A 22,532-nucleotide genomic window follows, 5' to 3' on the forward strand; every position below is an offset into this window, starting at 1 on the left:
GAGCGCTCGCTGTCCCGCGTGCTCCTCGGCGTGATCTTCCTCGGGAACGGCATCAACCTCCTCTTCCTCGTCGCGGGTGCCGGAGCGGGCGGCGGGACGGGCGCCGAGCCGGCGACCGGGATGCCGCCGGCGGGCGTCGGCGGGACGCGCGGGGGCAGGAGCGGGGCAGGCGGTGGCGGCGGCGGGCCGGGCACGCCGGCAGGCCGGTTCAGGTACGCCTCCTGCTCGCCGCGCGGCGGGCCGACCGGTGCGGGGGCGCCCGGTGCGGGAGCGCCCGGCGCGACAGGGGGCACGCCCTGGGCGCGCAGGAGGCCGTCGATGCGGCGTGCGGCGTCGGGCCCTGACGCACCCGGTGCGGCCGACGGGTCGACGCCCACCGTGACGTCGAAGACCATCGAGCCGGCGACCTTGTCGTGCCAGCCCTGGCGGCGTCCGCTCGAGTCGAAGAACGGCGACGCGTAGACCAGGGGCTGCCCGATGCCGGCCGCGAGGCTGCCGGCCGCGGGGATCAGGAGCCTGAGGAAGGCGCGGCCCATGCCGATGGGCCGGCCGTCGACGGCGGACAGGACGCGGAGCCCGACGAGGCGCTTGCCGACCGTGAAGCCGCGCGTCCCGAGAAGCCACCACTGGACGATGCCGAAGGCGACCACGAGGAGCCAGCCGACGGCGAGCAGGGGCGACGGCGACACCTGGGACCGGCCGGGGTCAGTGATCCCGGCGAGGAGCGGGAGGAGACCGCCGATGACGAACCCGCCGCCGATGATCATGTACGCGGCGGAGTCGATGACGTACGCGAGCAGACGCTTGCCCATGCTCGCGGGCACTGCTCCTGGAGTCGGCATCCGGTCCTCGGCACCTCTCTGCTCGGTCCTCGACGTCGCATCCTGCTGCAGGGCACACCGACGCGTGGCGCGCGGCGCGCCCCCTGGAGGCATCGGCACGAAGCGACGCCGACCTGAGACCCCATCCTCACCCGAAATGGCGCGCGGTGTGACGCCGACGCCGTCCGGTCCGGGTCAGGGGCCGGTCTTGCCTGCCGAGGGGCGGGGGCGGGCGCGGCGGGGTGTGAGCCGCGAGGCGAGGAGCGCACCCACGCACACCACGGACACCCCGAGCACCCACCACACGGTGAGGTCCTGGGCGGGAGCGAGCGCGTCCTCGTGGACCCCGAGGCCGAGCACCTGGGGCTCCGTCTCGACCGCCGGGGGCGCCTCGTGGACGGGGCTGGGCGGGCCCGGGGCGCTCCCGTCGTCGACGAACGCGAGCGCGAGCGCGGGCCGGATCGCCCCCCAGCCCCACCGGTCGTCGCGCGCGTCGACGTCGTAGCGCGCCGCCGTGACCTCGAGGCGGTGCGCCCACTGCGCGGGGGTCTCGTCCGGGAACCGCTCCACGAGGAGCGCGGCGGCCGCCGACACGTAGGCCGTCGCGAAGCTCGTCGAGGCCTCACCACCGGCGAGCATGCAGTCGCCGGCGGCGTGGTAGGTCGTCAGCACGTTGGTCCCGGGCGCGGCGACGTCCACGTGCGCCCCGTGGATCGAGTCGTCGGTGACCCGGTCGGCGTCGTCGAGCGCGGCGACCGCGAGCACCTCGTCGTACGCGGCGGGGTAGCGCGGGGAGTCGCTCGTGTCCTGGGCGGTGTTCCGGTTGCCCGCGCTCGCGACGACGAGCGCGCCCCGCTCGGTCGCGACGCGGACGGCCTCGCGCAGAGCCGGGTCGTCGACCGTCGAGCTGATCGAGACGTTGATGACGCGGGCGCCGTTGTCGACGGCGTAGCGGATCCCCTCCGCGATGCGGTCGGTCCGTGGTGCCGTCCCGAGCTCCCGCGCCTGGTCGTCGTCGGCGACGTAGACCCGGACGGGCAGGATCGTGGCGCCCGGCGCGAGGCCGATGACGCCCGAGCGCTCGTCGGGGCGAGCCGCGATCTGTCCGGCGATCGCGGTGCCGTGGCCGGCGGTGTCGGTGTGCCCGGCCGGGGTTCCCTCGACGAGGTCGACGCCCGGCAGCACCGCGTCCGTGAGGTGGACGTTGCCCGTGTCGACGCCGGAGTCGACGACGGCGACCACGACGCCCGCGCCGGTCGCGAGGTCCCACGCCTGGGCCGCGCCCAGGCGCGTGAGCGCGGGCGGCGTCGCCTCGACGTAGGTGACGACCTCGGGCGTGCACTCAGAGGTTGCGGTCGGCAGGAGCGACGGTGTCGGCGGGCCTGCGGCGACTGCGGCCGCCGCCGAGGCACCGAGCGGCCCCAGGGCACCGGCGAGCGCCAGCACCGCCACGAGGGCGCGCGCCCTGCCACGGCGTCCGACGCGCGGCACGCCGGCCGTCATCCGGCCGAGACCGTGGCGGACTGCTGGGCGGCCGCGACCGTCAGCGCGGGGCCCGTGGGGAAGAGCGAGAGCCACGTCTGGGGCACCGTGACGATGTCCTCGCTCGTGTAGCCGAGCCGCGTGAGGACGTCGTCGCTCGCATCGGGCAGGGCGAACGCGCGGCCTGTCTGGTCGATGAGCTGGACGGGGCCGGCGACACCGGCGCCACCGCTGGCGCGGACCAGCGCGCCACCGGCGGGCTCGACCCACACCGTGGCCGCCTCCTGCTCGATCGCGACGTCCGGGCCGGAGACGAGGTGCACGGTGGGCTCGACGCCCTCGTCCTGCGTGTCGGTGAGGAGGAAGGCGCACGCGGGCTCGCCGTCGGGCAGCGACGCGGGGACCTCGGTGGGCCAGTCCGCGCCCCCTGCGGGCGAGGCGGACGTGGGCATGCCCTGGATCTGCGCCAGGGTGACCTCGAGGTCCGGGCCGACGTCGGCTCCCGAGCCCAGGCGGTACAGCTGCTCGGCGAAGTCGCTGAGCGGGGCGAGCTCCCCGCGGGAGTCGACGACGTAGCGCCGGCCGTCGGCGTCGGACACCGAGAGCACCGAGCCGACGACGGCGTCGGGCGGCGCCGCCGTGCCTGCGGGCACCTGGGACCGGGCGCCCTCGACGACGATGGGCTCGAGGTCCTCACCGGGCGCGAAGAGGTTGAGCCACTGGGCGCTGACGTCCCAGGGCACGACGGTCTCCTGGCCGATGGCGCGGAGCACCGCGACGGTCTCTGCTCGCGGCACGAGGTGCCTGCGCCCGTTCGTCACGAGGTACTGGTCGCCGCCGGTCCGCACGAGCAGGCCGGCCTCGGCCGGGGCGTCCTGCGCGGTCACCGCCGCGGCGAGCGCCTCGGGCTGCTCCCCTCGCGAGAGCACCGTCGTGGTCGCGCCCTGCGCATCGGTGCAGGCGAGCCAGGCGGTGCCGATGAGGCTGTCGGGTGCCGGCAGCTCGTCGGGCGCCCCGGGGATCCCGACGGTGATCCCTCGCGGCGTCTCGGCGATCCTCTTCTCGTCGACCTGCACGACCTCGAGCCCGCCGGAGACCAGGAGCCGGGCGGACGTGGTGTTGAGCACCGGGTAGAGGACGCCGTCGAGCGCGACGTACCGGGACCCGCTCCCCTTGGTCACGACGAGCGTGTTGTGGTCCCACCCGTCGGGCAGGCTGGGCTTGAGCAGGCCCGCGACCAGGCTGCCGACGACGAGGAGGCCGGTCAGGGCGATGCCGCTCACCACCGCGCGCAGGGGCTTGGTGGGCTCGAGCTCGCGACCGCCCGGTGCGCCCGAGACGAACGCCGTCAGGAGGCGACGTCGGCTGAAGGTCTGGGCCTCGACGAGGTCCTTCTTGCTCGCCACGGCGTCAGACCAGCCCGGCGGCGGCGACGCCCAGGGGCAGGAGGACGGCGAGGCAGAGCAGCTCGAGCGTGTCGGCCGTCCGGCCCATCGCGACGCGTTGGCGCGGCGCCACGAGGCTCAGCGCGATGACCATGGCCGCGGCGCCGCCCGACACGAGGGCGAGCGCGGGCCGCCAGTGCGGGTGTGCGCCGGCCGCGAGGACGCCCGTGAGGGTCAGCCCGAGGATGCCCGCACCCATGACGACGAGGACGTCCTGCCGCGAGTAGGTCTGGCGGACGCTCAGGAGCATGCCGACGAACGCGGCGGTCACGAGCAGCGTCCCGGGCACGCCCGTGCCGACGACGGCGGGGGCCGCGACGAGCGTGAGGGCGGCGACCGCGACGCGGAGCGCGACCTGGAGGCGGTGACCGCGCCCGTACTGCTCGCGGACCTGTGACGGGTCGACGGGCGGCGGGTCGAGCAGGATCTCGGCGTCGCTGCGCGGCGACACGACCCGCAGCGGGGTGCTCGCGAGGGCGAGCCAGGGGATGCCGTTGCCCGCGGTCACGACGATCGCCACGACGACCGCGAGGACGGTACCCGCGGCCGCGCCGGTGCCGCCGACGATCGAACCGACCGCCGCGAGCGTCAGGCCCAGCGCGCCGGGTGCGACGCATACCTCACGGCCCGAGGTGAGGGCGGGCACACCGAGGGCCGCGACGAGGAGCATGCCGACGCCGGCGAACGCGACGGGCCAGCCCCACGTGACGGCGCCCGTCCCGGCGGTCAGGCCCGCGACGAGGCCGAGGACCGTCGCCGTCAGGACGAGGGCACGTGCGCCCAGGTCGTGGCGACCGACGCGGGCCACGACGGCGGCGGCGGCGACGACCAGCACGGCACCGACCCCGGCGATGACGGGCGGGAACAGCGAGGCGGCGTCGGCCCCGAGCAGCAGGACGGCACCCGTGAGGATGAAGGCGGCTGCAGCCACGACGGCCGTGAGCGCGGAGTCGTGCGGCGTCCAGGGGGCGTACTGGCCCTCGACGGCGTCCGCGACGGCCTCGACCACGTCGTCGTACACGCGGACGTCCGCGACCTCGGCGCCCGACTCGAGGGTCAGGAGGGCCCCGTCGTCGACGTTCTGCGCCTGGAGGCTGCGGTCGGAGTCGAGGACGATCCCGTCGGACCGCACGAGGCGGAAGCCCCCGTGGACGGTCGTCGGGTCGAGGAGGTTGAGGGTGCGCGCGAGGCCGGGCACGAGCTCGGCGACGGGGACGCTGCCGGGCGCACCGAGGTCGACCGTCCGCCCCCCGGCGGTGACCGACACCCGGACCAGCGTGCCGAGCGCGCCGGGTGTCGAGGTGGCTGCGGTCATCCCGGTCCTTCGGTCGGTTCGAGCGGGTCGGTCACGTCGGCGGTCAGCATAGTGAGGACCGGGGGTCACCGTGTCCGGGGCCCGCCGCGCCCGCCCTCCCCCGGTCGGCCCTGGCCGGCGAACGGGTGAGCTCACGCCTTCACCCGAATGGGGCCAATCCGGCGCACCGGGCATGTGCACACTTGCGCGGCGTCGATCACGTTCCCCTAGTCTTGGCCGCGGCGCCCTGTTTCCGGGGGGTACGCGTCGACCGTCCGGTTGCGCGCAATTCGTTGGCCCGCGACGGGTCGTGGTAGGGGGAGGTGGCTATGGCTGGCGAAGTTTCCGCAGCCGATGGTGCGCTCAAGGCAGGCGCAGACGCAGTGGCCCAGTCGCGCAGCGAGCTGCAGCGTGAGCTGGGAGTCCTGGAGGGCCGGCTCGCCGGCATCGGATCGTCCTGGACGGGTCAGGGCGCTACGGCGTTCATCACCCTGATGGGCCGGTGGCGTGAGGACGCCAACAAGATCGTCAGCGCTCTCAACGAGTTCGAGGCGAACCTGATCTCCTCGCAGACGACCTACACCGCGACCGACGACGCGCAGTCGTCGGCGATGCGTAACCTCACCAGCCGCCTCGGCTGACCGGACCCAGTGACGAAAGGCCAGGACAGATGAGCGATCTGAAGGTCAACTTCTCCAGCGTGAACGCGGCCGCCGCCGACATCGGCACCGGCGCCAACCAGCTCGAGGCGACCCTCGCCGCGATGGACCGTTCGCTGCAGCCGCTGCGCGCGAACTGGTCGGGCGAGGCCGCGTCGTCGTACGAGGCCGCCAAGGCCAAGTGGACGGCCGCGATCACCGACATGAAGGCCCTCCTCTCGGACATCGGCCGCGCGGTGGACACCTCGGGCCAGGACTACCAGTCCGCCGAGTCGAGCAACGCCAAGCGGTTCTGACCGCCACAGCACGACGTACGACGTACGCGTTCCTCAGGCCTCACCCGGCCTGAGGGACCCGGTGTTCGTGACGCTCGCCCCCGACCCCGCCAGGGATCGGGGGCGCGGCGCCACCGCCGCCGGCAGGGGGATGACGATGGAGGAAGACGTGGGCGGACAGGTCACTCTCACGATGGAGGTCGTCGAGAAGCGGCTGGACAACATCCAGGCGCTGCTCACCGAGCTCGACGAGATCACGACCCAGATCCAGGGCATCCAGGCCAAGCAGACGAGCGAACGCTGGGCCTCGCTGCCAGGTGCCGGCACGTTCGCGAGTGCATACGCCACCACTCTTGGCGACCTGGGTGGTTGCCTATCCAAGCTCCGCATGTACACGGAGGGACTGGCGACCACGCTCGCCCAGAACGCCGCTGACCTGCTCGCGACCGATGCGGACGCCAAGGCGCGCATGGACGCGATCTTGACGAAGCTCGACGGCGGCGCCACGACGCCTTCGCCTACCCCCGCGGCGCCGGTGACCTCCGCTCCTCCCGTGGCCGCCTCCGCTCCGGCCCCCACGAGCTGGGGCGACAGCGCGGCCACTTCGTGACCGCTCATCGCACGCCGCTGCGACGGCACCCCGACGGCCCGCGCGCCGTGGCCCGCATGGCCCTGCTGGGGCTCACCGCTGCGTGCGCCGCGACCCTCGCGAGCACCTCGGCCGTCGCCGCACCGCTGGTGCCGGCGGCGGGGCCGAGCCTGCCCGGGACGAGCTTCGCGGTCGACCCGGCGGCTGAGGGTCTGTGGTACTACACCGCCCCGGGGCTGGAGGGGATCCACCAGTCGGTAACCGGCGAGGGGATCACCGTCGCCGTGATCGACGGACCAGTGAACGTGCAGGCGCCCAGCCTCATCGGGACCGATCTCGTGACACGGCCTGATCCCCCGTGCACCGGCGAAGACGAGACGGGGCGGTCCAGCGGGGTGTCCACGGACGAGAACGCCGAGCACGGGACCAGCATGGTCTCGCTCATCATCGGCAACGGCCAGGGCGTCGACGGCCAACCGGGCGTCCTGGGCGTGGCGCCGGGCGCGGAGGTCCTGCACTACTCCGACGAGGCCGAGTGCTTCACCCTCAGCGGCGTCGCCAAGGCCATCGAGGACGCCATCGCCGCTGGAGCGGACATCATCAGCAACTCGTGGAGCACCCCTGCCGGCTCCGACGAGTGGAATGCCGCGCTCGCTCTCGCCCAGCGCGAAGGGGTGATCATCGTCGCGGCCAGCCAGCAGGATGGTTCCGACCGGTTCGAGTGGCCGGCGAGCGCCAACGGAGTCATCGCCGTCGAGTCCGCCAACGCCTCGCTAGAGCTCCCCGACGCCGCCGTCGCGAGCCCTCAGCTGGGCGTGGTCGCCCCGGGCGAGGGCATCCGTTCGCTGCTCTGGTCCGGTGGCGCCTGGAACGCCTACGGCTTGAAGAACGGGTCCTCCTACGCGACCGCGTGGACCGCCGGCGCCCTCGCCCTCGCGTGGTCGGCGCACCCGGACGCGACGGCCAACCAGATGATCCAGTCCTTGCTGCGCACCACCTCCGGCCACAACGGCGAGCTGCTCCGCGACGACACCTGGGGCTACGGCGCCGTCAACATTCCCGCCATGGTCGCCACCGACCCCAGCACCTACCCCGACACCAACCCCCTGCTCCTGCAAGGCGAGGGCCTCCACCCCTCCTACGAGGACGTCCTCGGTGGGGGACAGACCGCGACACCCGCACCGGACCAGACACAGACCCCGACAGCCGCGCCCAAGCCGGACCGCGACGACAAACGAACCGACACAGACGGCTTCAGCCCCCTGCTGCTCGTCGGCGCAGGCGCCCTCGCCCTAGCACTGGTCGCGGGAGTCGTCGTCGCCGTTGTCCGCTCCCGCCATCGACCCGGCCCCCCGAACCCGCCCACATACACCGCACCACGAGCACCCTGAGCGACGAGAGGAACCCACATGGCCAAGCCCTCTGAACGGCTCGCACGGGCGATGTCCTTCACCCCTGCGATCAAGGACACGAGCGCCGTGCTGAGCACGGCGCAGACCCTCGACGCAGCAGCCGCTGACCTCCGGCGTATCGCGGGCGACCTGGGCATGACCGGCATCAGCGCCGACGCAGGCTGGGAGGAGTTCGTCGCCGTCGCGAAGGACCTGAACACGCGCGCGGACGAGTTCACCAAAGCCGCGAAGGTCGCCGAGAAGGCGGAGGCCGCGGTCGAGCGCGCCCAGCAGGCCTACGCCGACCTGCCCTCGGGTGACCTCGAGCCCTGGCAGAAGGTGGCGATCGCCGGCGGCGGGATGGTCGTGGCGGGCCCCGCGGGCGCCGTCACCGGTGCGGTCGCGGCGGAGATCTGGGGCAACGAGCGGGAGAAGGAGCGGGAAGCCGCCGCCCAGAAGGCCCTCGCCGCGCTCGAGCAGGATCTGCAGTCCGCAGCGACTGCCATGCCCACGCCCGCCTCGTCACGCGTCACGCACCGCGGCAGGGACGGTGACGACGCTGGCGACGACGCCGGATCGGACGGCACGACTCCCCCGGACGGGACAAGGCCGCCCGTTTACCCGATGCCCAGCCCGAACCCGTGGAACCCCGACGGCCCCTCGGTGATCACAGGCCCCCACGAGATGGGCGACCTCATCTCCCTCGACCCGGTGGCGACCGACAACCCCACGTGGAACCACCCTGACGTGGACACGCCCACCACCCCGGACTGGACGAACGTCGCGATCGACCCCAACCCCTGGACCCCCGGGGACGGGAACGCAGACGGTGACGTCACCGGCACGGTGCCTGGTGGCAGCGGCAACGGCACGGGTGGCGCCGGCACCGGCGTAGGCGGCAGCGGCTACGGCGCGGGATACGGGGGCGCCGGCGGCGCACTCGCGGGCGGCGTGGGCATCGGCGGCGCGGCGCTCGGAGCAGCGGCCCTCGGCCGCGGCATGCGGGGCATCCTGGGCGGCGCCGGATCAGGATCCGCGGGCGGTGTCGGTGGGGGCGCAGGTGCGGGTTCGGGTGGCCGCGGCGGCACTGGCCTCGGCGCCGGCTCGCTCGGCAGCTCCGCAGGCCGCTCGGGAACCGCCGGAGCCGGCCTCGGCGCGGGTGCACGCACCGGATCGGGCCTCGGCGGCACCACGAGCGGACAGTCGGGGCTCGTCGCCGGTAGCTCGACCACTGGCGCGGCCAACGGCTCGGCGGCCGGTGGACGCGCGACCGGCATGGCCGGTGGCATGGGTGGCGGCGGCGGAGCGGCGGGCGGAAGCTCGAAGTCGCGCCGCGGCAGCGGAGGCGGATACCTCGCGCCCGACGTCGACATCGACGACGAGCCCGGCACGACCGCCCTCGGCGCCGGCGCACGCGCAGGTTCCCGTGGCCAGGCCCGCGTCGAGGCCGCACCCGTCGAGATCGACGACGAGAGCTGGTAGGTCTGCACACGAGCCCCGGGGTCACACGGACCCCGGGGCTCAGTGCGTTCCGGAGGGGTGTCGACCGGCCAGGTGTGCACAGTTCATTGGCCCGCTACGCGCCGCAGGGGAGGCGGCTACGGCTCGCGGAGCCTCTGCAGCCGACGGCACGCTCGAAGCAGACGCAGATGGAGACGCACAGTGGCCTGGCCACAGTTCTGACCGCCGCCGCACGACGTACGACGTACGCGTCCGTCAGGGGCCACGGGGCCCGACGGACCCGGTGTTCGTGACGATCGCTCCCGACCCCGCCAGGTGTCGGGGGCGAGGCGCCACCGCCGCCGACAGGGGGATGACGATGGAGGAAGACGTGCGCAGACAGGCAATGACCGCTCATCGCACGCCGCTGCGACGGCACCGTGGCGCCCCGCGCACCCTGACTCTCGTGGCCCTGCTGGGCCTCGCCGCTACGTGCGCCGCGACCCTTGGCAGTACCTCTGCCGTCGCCGCGTCCCAGCCTTCGGCGGCGGGCACCAGCGCGTCCGCGTCGCCACTCGCGGCCGTGGTCGACCCGAGCGCCGAGGGTCTGTGGTACTACACCGCCCCGGGCCTGGAGGGGATCCACCGGTCGGTGACCGGCGAGGGGATCACCGTCGCCGTGATCGACGGACCGGTGAACGTCCAGGCGCCCAGCCTCGTGGGCACCGACCTCGTGACACAGCCACGGTCCGGGTGTGACGAGGAGGACGGCTCGAAGGGCGCGGGCGGAGGAGTGTCCACGGACGTCCGTGCCGAGCACGCCACGGGGATGATCTCCCTCATCATCGGCAACGGTGCGGGTGCCGACGGCCAGCCGGGCGTCCTGGGCGTCGCCCCCGGCGCGCGGGTCCTGCACTTCTCCCGGTACGACGAGGATGGGTGCTACGGCCCGAACGACAGTTTCACGGGCTTCGCCGACGCTGTCGACGACGCCATCGCCGCCGGCGCCGACATCATCAGCAACTCCTGGAGCAGGGAGTACGGCGTCGGCACCGACATCGAGAACGAGGCCCTCGCCCGCGCCCAGCGCGAGGGAGTGATCGTCGTCGCAGCCAGCCCGCACGACGGCTCCGACGCTCTGCAGTGGCCGGCGAGCGCCAACGGTGTCATCGCCGTCGAGTCCGCGGACGCCTCGCTCCAGCGCTCGGACAACGCCGTCGCGAGCCCCCAGCTGGGCGTGGTCGCCCCGGGTGAGGGCATCCGTTCGCTGCGCTGGTCCGACGGTGCCTGGAACACGTACGACCTGACGAACGGGTCCTCCAACGCGACCGCCTGGACCGCCGGTGCCCTCGCCCTCGCCTGGTCCGCGCACCCGGACGCGACCGCCAACCAGATCATCCAGTCCCTGCTGCGCACCACCTCCGGGCACAACGGCGAGCTGCTACGCGACGACACCTGGGGCTACGGCGTCGTCAACGTCGACGCCATGGTCACCACCGACCCCACCACCTACCCCGACACCAACCCCCTGCTCCTGCAGGGCGAGGGCCTCCAGCCCTCCTACGAGGACGTGCTCGGTGGGGGACAGACCGCGACACCCGCACCGGACCAGACACAGACCCCGACAGCCGCACCCAAGCCCGAGCGCGGCGACAAGCGAACCGACACAGACGGCCTCAGCCCCCTGCTGCTCGTCGGGGGCGGCGCCCTGGCCCTAGCACTGGTCGCGGGAGTCGTTGTCGCCGTCGTCCGCTCACGCCAGCGACCCGGCCCACCGAACCCGCCCACATTCACCGCACCACGAGCACCGTGAGCGACGAGAGGAACCCACATGACCGCTCATCGCGCGCCGCTGCGACGGCACCCGAACGCCGCACGCACCCTGGCCCGCGCGGCCCTGCTGGGGCTCGCCTCTACGTGCGCCGCGACCCTCGCGAGCACCTCGGCGGTCGCGGCGCCCCAGCCCTCGGCGGCGGGCACCAGCGCGTCCGCGTCGCCTCTCGCGACCGCGGTCGACCCGAACGCCGAGGGCCTGTGGTACTACACCGCCCCCGGCCTGGAGGAGATCCACCAGTCGGTCACCGGCGACGGGATCACCGTCGCCGTGTTCGACGGAGCGATCAACGCGCACGCACCGAGCCTCGTCGGCACCGACCTCGCGACAGACCCCCTCGCCAGGTGCGAGGGACAGGGCCCCTCGAACGCCTCGAACAGCGCGGAGGCCGAGCACGCGACCAGCATGGTGTCGCTCATCATCGGCAACGGCATGGGAGCGGACGGCCACCCGGGCGTGCTGGGCGTCGCGCCCGGCGCACGGGTCCTCCACTATCCCGTGACGGACGAGGAGTCCTGCTACGGGACCTTCGACGGCTTCGCACTCGCCGTCGAGGACGCCATCGCCGCCGGGGCGGACATCATCAGCAGCTCGTGGAGCACGATGGCCGGCATTGACGAGTGGGACGCTGCGCTTGCTCTCGCCCAGCGTGAAGGGGTGATCATCGTCGCGGCCAGCCAGCAGGATGGTTCCGGCCGGTTCGAGTGGCCGGCGAGCGCCAACGGGGTCATCGCCGTCGAGTCCGCCAATGCCTCGCTCGAGCTGCCCGACGCCGCCGTGGCGAGCCCTCAGCTGGGCGTGGTCGCGCCTGGTGATGGCATCCGCTCGCTGCGCTGGTCCGACGGTGCCTGGAACACCTACGACCTGACGAACGGGTCCTCCAACGCGACCGCCTGGACCGCCGGTGCCCTCGCCCTCGCCTGGTCCGCGCACCCGGACGCGACCGCCAACCAGATCATCCAGTCCCTGCTGCGCACCACCTCCGGGCACAACGGCGAGCTGCTACGCGACGACACCTGGGGCTACGGCGTCGTCAACGTCGACGCCATGGTCACCACCGACCCCACCACCTACCCCGACACCAACCCCCTGCTCCTGCAGGGCGAGGGCCTCGAGCCCTCCTACGAGGACGTGGTCGGCGCAGGCCAGACCGCAACACCCGCACCGGACCAGACACAGACCCCGACAGCCGCACCCAAGCCCGAGCGCGACGACAAGCGAACCGACACAGACGGCCTCAGCCCCCTGCTGCTCGTCGGCGCAGGCGTCCTGGCCCTCGCCCTGGTCGCGGGAGTCGTCGTCGCCGTCGTCCGCTCCCGCCAGCGACCCGGCCCACCGAACCCACCCACACACACCGCACCACGAGCACCCTGAGCGACGGCGGCAGCCGTGGGGCGGCTCAGCGGATCGCGTGCACCGTGAACGTGCGTTCGCCGAGGCGAACCGTGCCGCCCTCGGGCACGGTCAGGCGCTCACCGGGAACGCCCTGGAGCGACGACCCGTCAGCGCCCAGCACGAACGTCCCGTTGGCCGAGCCGTTGTCCTCCACCCAGAACCCACCGGCGTCGAGGCCGAACCGCGCGTGCGTGCGCGAGAGCGACCGTCCCGGGTCGTCGATCTCGATGACGTGGTCCACGACCTCGCCCTCGGGCGCCTGCGGACGACGCCCGACGTAACCCGTTCCCGACACCGTCATCGCGACACCCGTGTCGAGCGTGACGACGTACGACGTCGCAGCTCCGAGCGCCGGTGCCGACGCCACCGGTGCGGCCGGGGCAACAGGGAGCGGCTGCGCGACGGGCTCCACCGGAGCCGCAGGGCCGACCGGACCCGCAGGACCGGGGCTGGGTGGTGCCGGTGGAAGCGACTGCGGGGGGCCGACCAGCGCCCCGACGGGTACCGCGGGCCCGACGTAGGCCCCAGGCGCCGCGTAGGCCTCAGGCTCCGCGTAGGCCCCAGGCCCGGCGTAGGTCTCGGGAGCGACTGCGACGACGTCGGGCGCCGACACGACGACGGGTGGGACGAACTCAGGGGGCGCGACGTCCGTGATCCGCAGGGCCCGCACGTCGACGACGACCGTGCGCGCCGCCTTGTCGTGCCACCCCTGACGCCGGCCCGTCGCGTCGAAGGCGCCCGAGGCCACGAGGAACCACTGCCCGACGCCGAGCACGAGGTGGCTCGCGCCGAGCAGGAGCGCCCGGCCGACGGCCCGGCCCAGCCCCGGCGCGTACGGCGTCTCGAGCTTCGCCGTGCGCAACCCCAGCACGGCGTTGCCGATGGTGCGCCCGCTGCGCGCCTCCCACACGACGAGACCCGCGGCGAGCTCGCCGGCGGCGAGGGCGGCGTACACCGGGCTCTGCGTCAGCCCCAGGACGGCACCCGAGACGATGCCGGCCGCGAGGGCGTCGAGGGCGTAGGCCCCCACGCGGCGTCCTGCACCGGCGGGCGTGACGCCGTCGAACGCTGGACCGAGCGAGATGTGGTGGGCGGGAGCCGGGGCGCCGGGCGCCGGCACGTACGCGCCAGCCGACGCACCGGTCTGCCCGGGTGCGTGGTGGGACCCGGGCGGGGCGGGCGGCCCCGGCACGAACCCACCCGTCTGGGGGCCGAGCGCGGAGAACGGGTCCTGCGCACCCGCGAGCGCGCCGTAGCCCTGGGTGCCGTACCCCTGCGCGCCGTAGCCCTGGGGTGCTCCACCGGCGCCGTAGCCGTAGCCCTGGGTCCCCGGCTGGGTGGCGACCGCTCCGCGCGCCGCCTCGCCGGCGGCAGCACCGTGCCCGGCGCCGCGGGTGGACCGCCGGTCGCGGCGTCGTCCACCCCACTGCTGACCGTCGTCGACGACCGGGGCGATGACAGTGACGGCTGCGAGAGGCCCGCCACAGCGGGTGCAGAAGGCGCTGCCGGGCGCGACAGGCGCCTGGCAGGTCGGGCAGTGCTGCTGCGCCGTCGGAGCGCTCACGCGTCCCCCTCCTGGTCACGCGGGGCGGCGCTCGAGGCTGCCCCGAGCGGCCACAGCGTAGCAACGCGCGCGGTCACCGGGCGGGCGCCGTTCAGCCCGACGTCAGGAGGCGGAAGGTCTCGATCGCGCCCGCCGCGACGAGTGCCGCCGGGAGCGCGAGCGCGATGCCGAGGGCCTCGAGGACGTCCGCGAACCGGGAGAACCCGACCGACCGCCACCCTCGCCCGATCGGCAGGCTCAGGGCGACGACGCCGAGGCCCAGGCCGAGCGCGACGACCGTGCCCAGCAGCGCACGGTCCCCGGCACCGACCGTGCCCAGCGTCGCGAGCTCGAGCAGGAGCGCGACGGCGGCGACGCGGGGCGCCCAGCGCACGAGCACGCCGCGCGTCGTGCGGGGAGACAAGGCGAGCACGAGCAGGACCAGGACGCACGCACCGAGAGCCGCCCACCCGGTGAGGGTCCCGGGCTCCGCGGCGGCGAGCAGGAACGGGGCGCTCAGCGGCGCGGTGAGGCTCAGGATGACCGTGCCCGCGTCGCGTCGCTGCTCGGCGCTGCGCACGGTGCGCCGGACCATCCGGTCGTTCACGGCACCGAGGGGCTCCCGCACGGGGGTGCGCACAGCGAACGCGGTGCGCGCCACGTGCGTGACGTCCACGAGCTGGTCGTCCGGGACGTCGACGCACAGGGTCGGCAGCGCACGCAGCGCGAGCGGGACCCCGCCGAGCAGCACGGCGGCCGCGAGCGCGGCGGGCACGGCGAGGAGGAGGGTCGCGGCGCAGGCCGCTGCCGCGACACCGAGCACCACGACGAGCACGACGGCGAGGTCTGCCGCGGCGTCCCGCGTGCGACGCGCCGTACCCCACCGGGCGGCCGCGACCGCCGTGGCACCGGCCAGGGCCGCGACGGCCATGAGGCGCCCCGACGCCGCGAGCGCGGGGTCGACCGTCACGGCGCCCGCGGCGGCACCGGCGAGCGTCGCCACGACCGTCGGCCACGTCGCACCGAAGGCGCCAGGCCGGCTCGGCAGGACCGCGAGCGCGAGCGCCGCGAGGCCCACGCCGACAGCGAGCCCGAGACGGTCGGAGGCGCTCGACGCCGCCGAGCCGTCGACGATGCCGAGGGCCACGACCGCGACCAGGACGACCGCTCCGGCGCCGGCGACCCCGAGCCACCAGGGCGAGGCGACGGGCCTCGACACGGCGGGGTCGTGCGCGGCGTGGCCGCCCTGCGTGGCGCGTGCGACGGGTGTGCGCGTGACGACGTGCAGCACGGCGCCGTCGGGCAGCTCGTCGCCCGTCGTGGAGTACAGGTCCACCTGCCGGCCCGCGGAGTCGACGATCGTCAGTCCCGGGTCGTCGAGGTCGACGTCGACCTCGCGCAGCACCTCGTAGAGCGGAACCCCCGAGGGGATCGCGACGTCGACGGTGCGCGAGCCGACGCGCAGCCCTACGCGGGCCCGAACGGGTGCATTCACACCGTCTTCCCCCTGAGAGCCGCGCCACGCCTGGACGCGCTCATATTAGGGTGTGCGCCGGGGGCAGCACGCCCCTCGGCCGTGCTGCGAGTGTCGGGCTCGGCTCAGCACCCAGGCGGCGCCGGCCGAGAGCGAGCACCACGATGACAGCAGCCCCCACGCACAGCCAGCGGGTCACCCCGCCGACGGTGCCGACAGGGCAGGTCACCGTGCTCCCGCCCCCGGAGATCGCGCCGTCCGACGGCATCAGCGGCATGCTCTCCAGCGCCCTGCCGATGCTCGGCAGCGTCGGCAGCATCGTGTTCGTCGCGATGTCGCAGCCCAACGGGCGCGGCATGATCGCCGCGGGCATGTTCCTCGTCGCGTCCCTCGGGTTCGTGGGAGTCAACGGCTGGCGGCAGCGGTCCCAGCACCAGGCGACCATCGTCGGCGCGCGCCGCGAGTACCTCGCCTACCTCGCCGAGCTGCGCACCACGGTGCGCCAGGCCGCGCGTCAGCAGCGCCGCAACGCCGAGTGGAACAACCCCGACCCGCGCTCGCTCCCCGTGATCGCGGAGGAGCGCAGCCGCGTGTGGGAGCGCCAGCCGGACCACGCCGACTTCCTGCACGTCCGCGTCGGCCAGTCGGACCAGCCGTTGTGCCTCACGCTCGACCCGCCGGACACCCCGCCGCTCGCCCAGCTCGACCCGGTCTCGGCCTCGGCCGCCCACCGCTTCCTCGTGACGCACCAGGTGCAGCACGACATCCCGCTCGCGGTCGACCTGCGGTCCGCGGCGCGCCTGGAGATCACCGGCGACGAGCAGGAGGCGCGCGGCCTCGCCCGGGCCCTCGTGAGCCACCTCGCGGCGTTCCACTCCCCCGAGCACCTGCGCATCGCGGTCCTCGCGAGCCCGTCCGCGCTCGCCGACTGGGACTGGGCCAAGTGGCTCCCCCACACGCACAGCCCTCGCGTGCGTGACGCCGTCGGGCCCGCGCGCATGATCGCGAGCACGCTCGCGGAGCTCGAGGACCTGCTCCCCGAGGGGCTGCCGGACCGCCCCCGGTTCGGCCACAGCGAGTCCCCGCTCGTCCCGCACGTGCTCGTCGTCGTCGACGGCGGCGAGGTGCACCCCGGCAACGCCGTGCTCACGCCCGACGGCGTCCTCGGCGTCACGTCCCTCGAGCTGCCGGAGCGGTGGGAGGAGCTCAGCGAGCCCGGCACCCTGCGCCTGACCCTCGGCGCGGCGGCGGGTCTCTCGGGCGCCCGACGCGGCCGGCTGCCCGTGCAGGTGCTCCACCTGGGGCGTTCGCCCGTGCACGCGATCGCGGACCAGATGTCTCTGGCCGACGCGGAGGCCGCCGCCCGGCGCCTGATGCCGCTCTACCTCGAGTCCGGTCCCCGCCGCGACGACTCCCCCGCGGTCTCCGCCGAGCTCGTGGACCTGCTCGGCCTCGGCGACGTGCGGGACTTCGACCCCGCCGTGCACTGGCGCCCCCGGCTCCAGCGCGACCGGCTGCGCGTGCCGATCGGCCTCACGTCCCAGGGCCAGCCGATCGCGCTCGACATCAAGGAGTCCGCGCAGCAGGGCATGGGCCCGCACGGCCTCATCATCGGCGCCACAGGCTCCGGCAAGTCCGAGGTGCTGCGCACGCTCGTCCTCGCGCTCGCCCTGACCCACTCGTCCGAGGACCTGAACTTCGTCCTCGTCGACTTCAAGGGTGGCGCGACGTTCGCCGGCATGGCGGACATGCCGCACGTCTCGGCGATCATCACCAACCTCGGCGAGGAGCTCACGCTCGTCGACCGCATGCAGGACGCCCTCCAGGGCGAGATGACGCGCCGCCAGGAGCTGCTGCGCGCCGCCGGCAACTTCGCCAACGTCACGGACTACGAGAAGGCGCGGACCGGCGGACGCACCGACCTCGAGCCGCTGCCAGCCCTGCTCATCGTCGCCGACGAGTTCTCCGAGCTGCTGTCCGCGAAGCCCGAGTTCGTCGACCTGTTCGTCGCGATCGGCCGCCTCGGCCGGTCCCTCCAGATGCACCTGCTGCTCTCCTCGCAGCGCCTGGAGGAGGGCCGCCTGCGCGGGCTCGACTCGCACCTGTCCTACCGGATCGGCCTGCGCACCTTCTCGGCAGCGGAGTCGCGCACCGTCCTCGGCGTCCCGGACGCCTACACGCTGCCCGCCGTCCCCGGCATGGGCTACCTCAAGCCCGACACGACGACGATGATCCAGTTCCGCGCGTCGTACGTCTCGGGCCCGCCACGCGCCCGACGGCGGACGGCCGCCGCGGGCGGCGGACGCACCGCGGGCGCTCGTCTCGAGCCGTTCACCGCCGCACCCGTGCTCATGACGGCGCCGACAGAGGACGCCCCGGCACCGGTCGTCGAGGACGCCGAGGAGACGCGGGCGACGTTCGACATCGCCGTCCAGCGCATGCGCGGCAAGGGGCGCCCGGCGCACCAGGTGTGGCTCGAGCCGCTCGTCGTCCCGCAGTCCTTCGACCAGCTGATGCCCGACCTCACGGCCGACCCGCAGCTGGGGCTCGTGTCCCCGGCGTGGCGGCAGGCCGGCGACCTCGTCATCCCCCTCGGCATCGTCGACCGTCCGCTCGAGCAGCGCCGCGAGAACCTCGCGATCGCGCTCGGCGGCGCCGCCGGCCACATGGCGATCGTCGGCGGGCCGCGGACCGGCAAGAGCACGGCCGCGCGCTCGGTCGTCGCCTCGCTCGCCCTGACCCGTACCCCGCTCGAGGTGCAGTTCTACGTCCTCGACTTCGGTGGCGGCACGTTCAGCCCCCTGCGCAACCTCGCCCACGTCGCGGGCGTAGCCTCGCGCGCCGAGCCCGACGTCGTGCGGCGCGTCGTCGCGGAGATCGGCGGCATCGTCGACGCACGCGAGCTGTACTTCCGCACCAACGGCATCGACTCCATCGAGACCTACCGCCAGCGGCGGGCACAGGGCCGGGCCGACGACGGGTACGGCGACATCTTCCTCGTCGTCGACGGGTGGAGCACCGTGCGTGCGGAGTTCGACGAGCTCGAGCCTGAGATCCAGGCGCTCGCCGGGCGCGGCCTCACGTTCGGCCTGCACCTCATCGCGACCGCGAACCGGTGGATGGACTTCCGCACGCAGGTCAAGGACGTCTTCGGCACCAAGCTCGAGCTGCGCCTCGGCGACCCGATGGACTCCGAGATCGACCGCAAGGTCGCCGTCAACGTCCCCAAGGACCGGCCCGGCCGCGGCCTGACCATGAGCAAGCACCACGTGCTCACGGCGCTGCCGCGCATCGACGGCTCGGGCGACGCCGGAACCCTCGGCACGGGCGTCGACCACTTCATCGAGACCGTCAACGCGCACTGGCAGGGGCCCAGCGGTCCCAAGCTGAGACTGCTCCCCGAGCACATCTCGCTCGACCAGGTGCGGTCCATGGCCGGTGGGGACACCAGCCGCATCCTCCTGGGTGTCGACGAGTCCTCCCTCGGCCCCGTGGGCATCCAGCCCAGCGAAGACCCGCACCTGTACCTGTTCGGTGACGGCGGCTCCGGCAAGTCGGCGCTGCTGCGCGGCGTGGCGTCCGAGGTCCGCCGCATCTACGACCCCAAGCAGGCGCAGATCTTCGCGATCGACTTCCGCAGGTCCCTGCTCGGCGAGATCCCCGACGAGTACCTCGCCGGCTACCTCACGACCCAGGAGCAGGCGCAGGCCGAGATCGCCGGGCTCGCGCAGTACCTGCGCAGCCGCCTGCCCGGGCCCGACGTGACGCCCGAGCAGCTGCGGTCGCGCTCCTGGTGGACCGGCGCCGAGGTGTTCGTGCTCGTCGACGACTACGACCTCGTCGCTACGTCCACCGGCAACCCGCTGACGCCCCTCGTGCCGCTCCTCGCGCAGGCCGGCGACGTGGGCCTGCACCTCGTGCTCACGCGCCGCACCGGTGGCGCCGGCCGCGCGATGTACGAGCCCGTCCTCCAGGCGCTCAAGGACCTCGCGGCACCCGGCATCGTCCTGTCCGGCAGCCCCGACGAGGGCGCGCTCATCGGTGGCGCCAAGCCCGTCCCCGGCGTCCCCGGACGCGGTCAGCTCGTGACCCGCGACCGCGGGCGCGAGGTCGTCCAGCTCGCGTTCGACCCCGCGACGCTCTAGCAGCGCGCCGCCGCTGGCGAGACCCGGCGGCGGCGCGCGGGCGTATGCCCCTGCGGACACCTCGCAGCCCACGTACCCGCCCGGCGCCGGCGCATCGGCGCACCCTGTCGCCCGCGCGCGGTCCCTCGGCACACCCGGTCGCCGAGGGCGGCGCCGCGGAGACACCCTCAGGCGTCGCCGCGCGCGGCGTTGGCGCTCAGGCGTCCTCGCGCGCAGCGCCGACGCTCAGGCGTCCTCGCGCGCTGCGCTCTCCGCATTGCGCCCCGCGCGGCCTGCACGGTCCGCCCGCCGGGCCCGGCGGGTCGAGCGGCGGGCCACCCGGCGGGCGCGCAGCGACGCCAGGGACCAGCGTGAGCGCCACCACTGGCGTGCCGGGACGGCGGTCCGCATGGCCTCGACGGCGAGCTCGACCTGGGCCCAGTACGCCTCGGCCTGCTCGGGCGTCGGCTCACCGGGACCGAAGACGATCGCGTCGGCACCGGCCGCGAGGCCCGCGACGGGTCCGCCGACGACGGCCGCCCGGCGCGTCGCCGCGTCGTCCGGGGCCGCCGCGGGCCGGCGCGGGTTCGTCTGGGCGAAGGCCCCCGCCAGGTGCACGGCCGTCTCCCGCCGCGTCGCCTTGGGCGGCGCGGGACGACGCAGGTCGCGTGCCTGGTCGAGGAGCTCCTCCCAGCCGCCCACGACGCGCTCGACCGGCCGGCCGGCCGTGCGCCTGCGCTTGCGACGCCGCGTCTTGGCGGCCGCGATGAGCACGAACGGCGTCATGAGCACGAGGAACGGGATCCCGACGGTCGCCGCGACCGTCAGGAGCGCCCGCAGCGTCGGATCGGGCTGCTCCTGCGGCGGCGGGTCCTCGGTGCGCGGCTGCTCGGTGTCGTCCTCGGGCGCCTGGACCGGGTCCTCCGGGGGCGGCGGGGGCTGCCGCACCTGGGGCTGCGGCTCGGACTGCTCCTGCGGCGTGTCCTCGCGCGGGGTCTTCGTCTCGTCGGGGGTCGGGTGGAACGCGACCCACCCGTAGCCGGTGAAGTTGATCTCCACCCAGGCCTGGACGTCGTCGCCCGTGATCGTGATCTCCTCGGCTCCCGCCTGCTCCTCGTCAGGGACGAACCCGAGGACCACGCGCGCGGGCAGACCCATCTCGCGGGCCATGAGCGCCATCGCGGAGGCGTACTGCTCACCGTCGCCGACCATGAGGTCACCGGTGAGCAGCACCGTGATGCGGTCGGCCCCGTGGCCGGACAACGACGGGTAGTCGCCGGACTCGGTCAGGCCGTGGCTGAACCAGCCGCGCTCCGTGAGGCCCGCCTCGAGCGTCTGGGCGATGAGGACGGGCGACGTCGCGGTCCCGGCGAGCTCGCCCGCGAAGAGCGGCACGGCCTCGGGGACGCCGGCAGGCTCGGGCAGGCGCACGGGCCCGGCCGACGCCGCCCCGATCGTCTCGACGTCGTGCTCCTGCGGCACCACGACGTCGACGGTCCAGGACGTGCCGTCGGGTACGCCGTCGGCGAGGACCGCAGTCCCGGTCGCGTCGTTGTAGCGCAGGTCGCCGGACAGCTCGAGGGCGTCGCCGCCCTCGAAGTCGAAGCGCTCGGCGTAGCCGACCGTCGGCAGCCACACCATGGGCAGGTGGTGGACCTCGAACCCGACCTCGGTGCGGTCGCCGCGCACCGACGTCGTGATGGTCTCGCCGACGCGCCTGAACTGACCCGAGCCCTCCGCGGACTCGGCGCCGGCGACGTTCCACACGACGCCGTCGAACGCGTCCATCGTGGCCAGCCGCACGGTGCCGCCCTCAGGCAGCCCTCGCACGGTCAGGAGGTCGGTGTCCTTCCAGTCCTTGACGAACTTGCGGAAGGACGACAGGGGGCTCGCGTGGTCGCGCGGGTCGAACGGGGGCACGAGCTCGTCGCGCAGCACGTAGCGCGGCCGCTGCTCGGCGGCGAGGGGCCCGACGAGCGCACCGCTCACCGCGACGACCGCGCCCATCACGAGCAGGGACACGAGCCTGCGGGGTGCGAGCGTGCCGCGCCGCCACGCGACCCAGACGAGCAGGGCTGCGACGACGAGGATCCCCGCGATGACGGGCTGCACGCTCTCCTTGGTGCCGAGGAGCACCGAGACGCCCAGCACGACGACGGGGGCCAGCGCCGCCCACGCACCTGCGCGGCGGGGCTCCGCACGGCGTGCGACGGTCACCGCGATGACCGTGCCCGCGTAGGCCAGGAGGTAGGGCGCGACCAGCAGGTTGCCGCTGCCACCGAGCGCAGGGTCGAGCGTGAGGACCTGCTTCCACACCGTGACGGCACCCGTGAGGAGCAGCGCGAGCGAGGTCGGGGTGGGGACGACGCCCGCGAGGGCGGTCGTCGGCGCGGCGAGCGCGGCGCCCGCCACGAGATAGAGGACGACGGCGGCAGCGCTCGTGACCATCGCGGGCCACCGGCGCCGCGCGGCGAGGAGCGCGAGGCCCGACCCGAGGACCACGCCACCCACGGCAGGCGGGAGCGCGGCCCGGGCACCGAAGACGGGGAGCAGGGGCAGGAGCGCCAGCAGCACGGTGGAGGCGAGCACGGCGACGTCGAGCCAGCCGCGGCCCCCGTCGCCGCGCGCCGGTCGGGTGCGGGGCGGTCGTGCGGCGCGCGGCGGACGCTGAGCCCGCGAGGGGGGCCCGGCCTGCCCACCCGGGGGCGGCGTCGAGGGCGGCGCCGGAGGGACGGGGGGCATCGGGGGCGCCGGCGGCGCCGGTGG

Annotated in this window: 15 protein-coding genes; 8 read left to right on the plus strand and 7 right to left on the minus strand. The window is 74.6% G+C overall.

Annotation, left to right across the window (positions count from 1 at the left end; translation table 11 throughout):
* The 4 genes from FZ988_RS10260 to FZ988_RS10275 all read right to left on the minus strand — a co-directional run.
* Positions 1-812, minus strand: an 812-nt coding sequence (locus FZ988_RS10260; RefSeq protein ID WP_188079068.1) for an RDD family protein, incomplete at its 3' end; no start/stop codon positions are given.
* Between the two features lie 204 nt (positions 813-1,016).
* Positions 1,017-2,324: a S8 family serine peptidase gene (locus FZ988_RS10265; protein WP_149203947.1), complete on the minus strand. Its 1,308-nt coding sequence runs from the start codon at positions 2,322-2,324 to the stop codon at positions 1,017-1,019.
* On the minus strand, positions 2,321-3,709 hold the full coding sequence (eccB, locus tag FZ988_RS10270) for a type VII secretion protein EccB (RefSeq protein WP_149203948.1): 1,389 nt from the start codon (positions 3,707-3,709) through the stop codon (positions 2,321-2,323). The genes FZ988_RS10265 and eccB overlap by 4 nt, the downstream gene beginning before the upstream one ends.
* Before the next feature lie 4 nt (positions 3,710-3,713).
* Positions 3,714-5,063 carry an EsaB/YukD family protein gene (locus tag FZ988_RS10275; RefSeq protein ID WP_149203949.1) on the minus strand — a complete coding sequence of 450 codons (1,350 nt, stop codon included), beginning with the start codon at positions 5,061-5,063 and terminating at the stop codon, positions 3,714-3,716.
* A gap of 308 nt (positions 5,064-5,371) precedes the next feature.
* Between FZ988_RS10275 and FZ988_RS10280 the strand changes: the two genes are divergently transcribed.
* From FZ988_RS10280 to FZ988_RS10310, 7 genes are all read left to right on the plus strand, one after another.
* On the plus strand, positions 5,372-5,683 hold the full coding sequence (locus tag FZ988_RS10280; RefSeq protein WP_149203950.1) for a WXG100 family type VII secretion target: 312 nt from the start codon (positions 5,372-5,374) through the stop codon (positions 5,681-5,683).
* A gap of 29 nt (positions 5,684-5,712) precedes the next feature.
* Positions 5,713-5,997 carry a WXG100 family type VII secretion target gene (locus FZ988_RS10285; protein WP_149203951.1) on the plus strand — a complete coding sequence of 95 codons (285 nt, stop codon included), beginning with the start codon at positions 5,713-5,715 and terminating at the stop codon, positions 5,995-5,997.
* Between the two features lie 67 nt (positions 5,998-6,064).
* Positions 6,065-6,586 carry a hypothetical protein gene (locus tag FZ988_RS10290; protein ID WP_149203952.1) on the plus strand — a complete coding sequence of 174 codons (522 nt, stop codon included), beginning with the start codon at positions 6,065-6,067 and terminating at the stop codon, positions 6,584-6,586.
* Positions 6,583-7,956: a S8 family peptidase gene (locus FZ988_RS10295; protein ID WP_149203953.1), complete on the plus strand. Its 1,374-nt coding sequence runs from the start codon at positions 6,583-6,585 to the stop codon at positions 7,954-7,956. The genes FZ988_RS10290 and FZ988_RS10295 overlap by 4 nt, the downstream gene beginning before the upstream one ends.
* Positions 7,957-7,974: 18 nt before the next feature.
* Entirely contained in the window at positions 7,975-9,438 is a 1,464-nt protein-coding gene (locus FZ988_RS10300; RefSeq protein ID WP_149203954.1) for a hypothetical protein, read from the plus strand.
* A gap of 349 nt (positions 9,439-9,787) precedes the next feature.
* Positions 9,788-11,209 (plus strand): S8 family peptidase, encoded by a 1,422-nt coding sequence (locus tag FZ988_RS10305; protein ID WP_149203955.1) that lies wholly within the window; start codon positions 9,788-9,790, stop codon positions 11,207-11,209.
* A gap of 18 nt (positions 11,210-11,227) precedes the next feature.
* Complete coding sequence (locus tag FZ988_RS10310; protein ID WP_149203956.1) at positions 11,228-12,604, plus strand: S8 family peptidase; 1,377 nt, start codon at positions 11,228-11,230, stop codon at positions 12,602-12,604.
* Between the two features lie 25 nt (positions 12,605-12,629).
* Here the strand turns inward: FZ988_RS10310 and FZ988_RS10315 are convergent, their stop codons facing one another.
* Both FZ988_RS10315 and FZ988_RS10320 read right to left on the minus strand, forming a co-directional pair.
* Positions 12,630-14,189, minus strand: a complete 1,560-nt coding sequence (locus tag FZ988_RS10315) for an RDD family protein (protein ID WP_149203957.1) — start codon at positions 14,187-14,189, stop codon at positions 12,630-12,632.
* A 91-nt stretch (positions 14,190-14,280) separates the two neighbouring features.
* Positions 14,281-15,663, minus strand: a complete 1,383-nt coding sequence (locus FZ988_RS10320; RefSeq protein WP_149203958.1) for a hypothetical protein — start codon at positions 15,661-15,663, stop codon at positions 14,281-14,283.
* A gap of 143 nt (positions 15,664-15,806) precedes the next feature.
* Here FZ988_RS10320 and eccCa point away from each other — a divergent pair, with 143 nt between their 5' ends.
* On the plus strand, positions 15,807-19,787 hold the full coding sequence (gene eccCa, locus FZ988_RS10325; RefSeq protein ID WP_149203959.1) for a type VII secretion protein EccCa: 3,981 nt from the start codon (positions 15,807-15,809) through the stop codon (positions 19,785-19,787).
* Between the two features lie 225 nt (positions 19,788-20,012).
* On the opposite strand, the gene FZ988_RS10330 is transcribed toward eccCa, so the two are convergent.
* Positions 20,013-22,355: a transglutaminase-like domain-containing protein gene (locus FZ988_RS10330; protein ID WP_246169422.1), complete on the minus strand. Its 2,343-nt coding sequence runs from the start codon at positions 22,353-22,355 to the stop codon at positions 20,013-20,015.
* Between the last annotated feature and the right edge of the window lie 177 nt (positions 22,356-22,532).

This window comes from Actinotalea subterranea (assembly GCF_008364845.1).
In the GTDB taxonomy this organism is placed as follows: Bacteria; Actinomycetota; Actinomycetes; order Actinomycetales; family Cellulomonadaceae; genus Actinotalea; species Actinotalea subterranea.

Bases quoted from the DNA above. Each gene is read 5' to 3' on its own strand.
- FZ988_RS10310 (WP_149203956.1), top strand. From the start codon at position 11,228: ATGACCGCTCATCGCGCGCCGCTGCGACGGCACCCGAACGCCGCACGC.
- FZ988_RS10265 (WP_149203947.1), bottom strand. From the start codon at position 2,324: ATGACGGCCGGCGTGCCGCGCGTCGGACGCCGTGGCAGGGCGCGCGCC.
- FZ988_RS10300 (WP_149203954.1), top strand. From the start codon at position 7,975: ATGGCCAAGCCCTCTGAACGGCTCGCACGGGCGATGTCCTTCACCCCT.
- FZ988_RS10275 (WP_149203949.1), bottom strand. From the start codon at position 5,063: ATGACCGCAGCCACCTCGACACCCGGCGCGCTCGGCACGCTGGTCCGG.
- FZ988_RS10285 (WP_149203951.1), top strand. From the start codon at position 5,713: ATGAGCGATCTGAAGGTCAACTTCTCCAGCGTGAACGCGGCCGCCGCC.
- eccCa (WP_149203959.1), top strand. From the start codon at position 15,807: ATGACAGCAGCCCCCACGCACAGCCAGCGGGTCACCCCGCCGACGGTG.
- FZ988_RS10280 (WP_149203950.1), top strand. From the start codon at position 5,372: ATGGCTGGCGAAGTTTCCGCAGCCGATGGTGCGCTCAAGGCAGGCGCA.